The 4,739-nt window shown below is 61.1% G+C and carries 3 protein-coding genes and 1 pseudogene; 3 read left to right on the forward strand and 1 reads right to left on the reverse strand.

Going from position 1 to position 4,739, the window contains the following annotated elements; all coding sequences use genetic code 11:
* The first annotated feature begins 357 nt into the window (after positions 1–357).
* Together G6N73_RS34710 and G6N73_RS34715 are read left to right on the forward strand one after the other, a co-directional pair.
* Complete coding sequence (locus tag G6N73_RS34710) at positions 358–651, forward strand: DUF982 domain-containing protein (protein ID WP_165034401.1); 294 nt, start codon at positions 358–360, stop codon at positions 649–651.
* Between the two features lie 302 nt (positions 652–953).
* Positions 954–1,346 carry a hypothetical protein gene (locus G6N73_RS34715; RefSeq protein ID WP_165034399.1) on the forward strand — a complete coding sequence of 131 codons (393 nt, stop codon included), beginning with the start codon at positions 954–956 and terminating at the stop codon, positions 1,344–1,346.
* Positions 1,347–1,445: 99 nt separating this feature from the next.
* Here the strand turns inward: G6N73_RS34715 and G6N73_RS34720 are convergent, their stop codons facing one another.
* Positions 1,446–2,735, reverse strand: a complete 1,290-nt coding sequence (locus G6N73_RS34720; protein WP_343044845.1) for a calcium-binding protein — start codon at positions 2,733–2,735, stop codon at positions 1,446–1,448.
* Positions 2,736–3,237: 502 nt separating this feature from the next.
* On the opposite strand from G6N73_RS34720, the pseudogene G6N73_RS34725 reads away from it, so the two are divergent.
* Positions 3,238–4,609 (forward strand): annotated as a pseudogene (locus G6N73_RS34725) (IS1182 family transposase).
* The last annotated feature ends 130 nt before the right edge of the window (positions 4,610–4,739 follow it).

Below are 4,739 nucleotides of genomic sequence, written 5' to 3' on the forward strand. Positions count from 1 at the left end.
ATGCGGACCTTCCGCCATGACGCGCTGAGCGTCCGAAAACTGCTGGACTCACGACCATCGCCCTTCGATCTCGGACAGCTCGACTGCACGCGCTGATCCTCACGTCGTGAATCGCCCGCGGCAATTCTGCCTCGATTGAAGGTTTTCAGGGGCAGACGCGTGTTGCGGCACGGCCGGTCGGTCGGACGCTCGGAGGCTGGCATCCTGATTGATGCATATATTCCGCGCTGAACGCACGGCCGACACACATAATCCAACATTTGCATGATGGTACTGCAACAAAGGGCCGACTCGCACGTTGCCGAGCGTCCCATGCATATTCCTTGTCGCCATCTTGAGCTCGCTCTGGAGATTATCATGCACAGCAGACAATTCGCTCGGCCAGTCTCGATCTTCGTTGGACTCGGATTCCCCCACGCTGTTGGAAGCGCCAGGGAAGCCTTTGAGTTGCTGAATGATTGGTCTTCCGGAGGGCGCGGTCCCGTGCACGAGGCCGCTATAGATGCATGCCGCGCTGCCTTGGCCTGCGAATGTGATGACGAGACGGCGCGGCAGGCGTTTGAAGCGTTCGCCAGGGCGAGCGGCATTCTGGCTCCGGAAATGCCGGCTGCGATCGAACAACCGGCCGGGGACGAATCGACGGCTGCTTAAGATCACTCCGCCGCCTCCGCAGGTGCCACAACGGCGCGTATCCAGGCCACCCAATTTTCGGGCTGCCGGGATGCCAGCATTCCTGCAGATCTCGGGCAATGGAGGCCGAACTTCGAAACGGCATCGGAGAGGGGTAGGACCGTCCCGTCCTGCGGACGGCGTGCCAGGGACCTTCGGCACGATTTCGACTTCCCGTTTATGCGCGGACTGAACCATCCTGACAGGATCGGGCTTACGGCGATGCTATGGTGGCCGTGCAGGTGGGCGCGGTCCCACACCAAGCACAACGCCAGGAGCTAAGCATGTCCAAGCTCAGCCGCCGGACCTTGATCCTCAATTCCGCAACCGCCGCCATCGCTTTGACGGTTACTGGAACTGCCAGCGCCAGGGAGCCGCAGGCCCGGAACCAGATACCGTCTTGCGAGCTGCGGGCATTGATCAAAGCGCATAAGGCAACATATGCGTCGTTCGGTAGGGCCATCCACGAAACGTGCAGTAGCGGACGCGACTGTAGCAAGGCTGCCCGGGCGGAAGAAGAAGCGCTGATGGCTGTCTGCTCCTTTCCCGCTGTCAGCGAAGCCGATCGGCGGGTCAAGGCCAAATATCTTCTGAAAGTCGAGGCGCGGGGCGAGCTAGACCTCAAAGAGCACATGCAGGCCGTTCTCCGCTCGACCTTGTGGAGTCGGAACGCCTAATCGTGTCTGGTCATGCGTCCCGAGAGAATGACGAAGCCAATCCAATCGAAGCTGGGGCGCGGACCGGTCCCCGCAACCGACTGGCTCCGCGAACCGCACCTAGAGCACGAAGAAGTCGTCCGAGGTCAACAATGTGCCCAGGTCAACGGCTGCGAACTTGACAGCCGCCGCTCCGCCAGCCCCGTCGACATCGAACCTCAGGTCGCCAGTCTCCGCGTCGTAGATGATGTGATCGCTGTCATCCATGGAGTGCCGGGCGACCACGAAAGCTGCAGCGGACAGCGGGCCGGCCGCTAGCCCGACGAATGCGGTGCTGTCCAGCCGGAACACATCGTCGAGTGAATTGAAGTCTTCGATGCTGTCGTGGTTCGCTGGCCCAAGTGCGTCGAACACGAAGACATCGCTGCCCGCACCGCCGGCCAAACGATCGCGTCCGGCACCGCCATTGAGGATGTCGTCATCCGTGTCACCGCGTATGCGGTCTGCGCCCGCGCCTCCGACGATGGTGTCGGCACCCGCGTCGCCGAACAGCTGGTCGCGGCCGGCACCGCCGTCGAGCGTATCGTCAAACGGGGTGCCGCTGATCCGGTCGTTGCCGCCCAGCGCAGCAACGAGCACGGCATGATCGAAGCTTCCGTACCTCACTGTGTCTTTGGCGTCGGTCAGCGCAATGGATTCGGCCGGTGGAGTGACAGTGATGGTGATCGTCGCCACGTTGCTGTTGCCCTGGCCGTCCGTAGCGTAAACCGTAAAGCTGTCGGTCCCGACAAACTCGGCTTCGGGCGTGTAGTCGAACAAGTTTCCGCTCAGAAAGTCTGCATGATAGTGCAGGCTGGTGCCATATTGACCTTGGTGAAACGGGTAATGGTTACCGTCGAACCTCGTCTCCAGCGCAAGAGTGCCGTTGTCCGGCCCGTCTACGACGATAAAGCTCAAGAGGTCGTAGTCGGCATCCGCCGCGCTGAACTTGACGTCGTCGAGAGATTGCCCCGGCGAAAGCGAAAAATCCAGGTCGGCAACGATGGGCGCGTGATTCACGAAGGTGTCGGGCTGAAGCGCGCCCCCTTCGAGGATGATCTGATGCTGGCCGTATTGCGTGTTTTCGCCGCCGAAATATTCGTTCGCTCCGATCCATGTCACCGTGATGTCGTCGGGGCTGTCTGCGTTGACAGAGACAATCTGGGCCGACAGGAAGGCCGCCTGGTCGGACACGGTACGAATGAAATTGCCTTCGTTGTCGAAGACCTGGGTCTCCACCGTCGTCCAGGTCTCGGTCCTGCCCTCGTGGGTGAAGCTGGTGATGGTGAAGAAGCCGTCGAAGACGTCGACGGAAGCTAGATCGATCCCACCGAACGGGAAATCCGGCTTTGCCCCTATCGGTCCGATCACGTCGCCATCGGTTTCCGAAATGCTGAAAAGGACCGCGTCAGGGCTCGGATTGGGATTGTCGGGTTCGCTCCAAACGGTGAGTTCACTGCCATTGCTTAGGATAGGCATCCTATCTTTCCTCGCGTTTGCGCCTGGACACGCTGCGGTACCCCCGACCTACAGATAACATGCTGCGTGAGGCGGATCGGTGACAAACTCACCCGCCCTTCACCTTTGTCGAATGTAGTTAGCCTTTTATCGGATGGAGGGGGCAACTCGACAGAGTTCGGCCGGATTCCAGGGAGAAGAAACACGGATCGATGCACCGCTTCCACAGATTGCAATTGGCGAAACCGCTCAGCGTCGGCATCAAAGAACAGGTAGGCTTACTGGCCCAACCCGTTCAAGTCGTTCGTTGTTCAAGTTCGCTACGGTACGAGTTGACCGATAGTGTTGAAAAACTCCGGGTTGCAGCAGTCCTGAGGCACTGATTCAATCTTCGTTGTAAGAGGAGATTGAGTCGATGATGGGCGAGCAAAGTGTGGTGCAGGAGGAGTTGTTCTACGGCTTCAGCCTGGAGCGGCATGTGCCGTCGGATCACCTGCTCAGAGCGATCGCCCGCTTCGTCGACCTGTCCGCCATCCGCCAGCATCTGGCCCCGTTCTACAGTCCGATCGGCCGCCCCTCGATCGATCCGGAACTGCTGATCCGCATGCTGATCGTCGGCTATTGCTTCGGCATCCGCTCGGAGCGCCGGCTGTGCGAGGAGGTACATCTAAATCTGGCCTATCGGTGGTTCTGCCGGCTTGGCCTCGAGGGTGATGTGCCGGACCACTCAACCTTCTCCAAGACCCGCCACGGACGCTTCCGCGATGCCGATCTGCTGCGCGAATTGTTCGAGACTGTCGTCCGACGCTGCATGGCAGAAGGCCTCGTCGGCGGCGAACGCTTTGCGGTCGACGCCAGCATGATCGTCGCCGACGCGCAGCGTCAGCGCGGGATTGAAACAGCTGAGGAGCTCAAGCCTGAGGCCAAGCGGGCCGTGGCCGAATACCTCGCCACCTTGGATGATGCCGCCTTCGGGGCCGCCACACCGGTGGAGCCCAAGTTCATCTCGCCTGTCGATCCCGCCGCGCGCTGGACTGCCTCCTGGGGCGGCCCGGCCGTCTATGCCTATTGCACGAACTATCTGATCGACGTGGAGCACGCCATCATCGTCGATGTGGAGCCCTCGACCGCGGTGCGCCAGGCCGAGGTGACGGCCGCCAAGACCATGATCGAGCGGGCGCGACGAGCTCGGCCTCTGGCCGGAGCGGCTGATTGCCGATACCGGCTACGGCTCGGCCGAAATGCTGAACTGGCTGGTGCACGAGCGTGGGATCGAGCCGCATATCCCGGTCTTCGACAACTCTAGGCGCAAGGATGGCACCTTCTCGCGCGACGACTTCACCTACGACCATAAGGCCGATGCCTATATTTGTCCTGGCGGAAAGACGCTCAGGCAGCGCCAGAAGATCTATCGGGTGCCACACCCTCTCGTCGACGAGAATGGCATGATGCGCTATCGCGCCAGCAAGCTGGATTGCGACGCCTGTGCCCTGAAGCCCCGCTGTTGCCCGAAGGAGCCGGCGCGCAAGGTGCTGCGCTCGATCTATGAGGGCGCGCGCGACATGGCCCGCGACATCGCCAAGACCGACGCCTACCAGACGTCACGCTATCAGCGGAAGAAGGTGGAGATGCTGTTCGCGCACCTCAAGCGCATCCTGAAGCTCGATCGATTGCGATTGCGCGGCCCCTGTGGTGCCCGCGATGAATTCCACCTTGCAGCCATCGCCCAGAACCTCAGGAAATTGGCCAAGATCTGCACCCTCGGGACACCTATCCGAGCCACTTAGGGCGAGGAGGTCGCGTCGACCTCTATCAAGACGCTTCGCTGCGAGTGGATCCACGGCTTCATCGCCGACTTCTTCAACACTATCGACCCGTTCCAGACCTTCGCGAGCGGTGTCGCAAAGGGCTCGAACA

This window comes from Allomesorhizobium camelthorni, from assembly GCF_011045125.1.
Taxonomy (GTDB): Bacteria; Pseudomonadota; Alphaproteobacteria; order Rhizobiales; family Rhizobiaceae; genus Allomesorhizobium; species Allomesorhizobium camelthorni.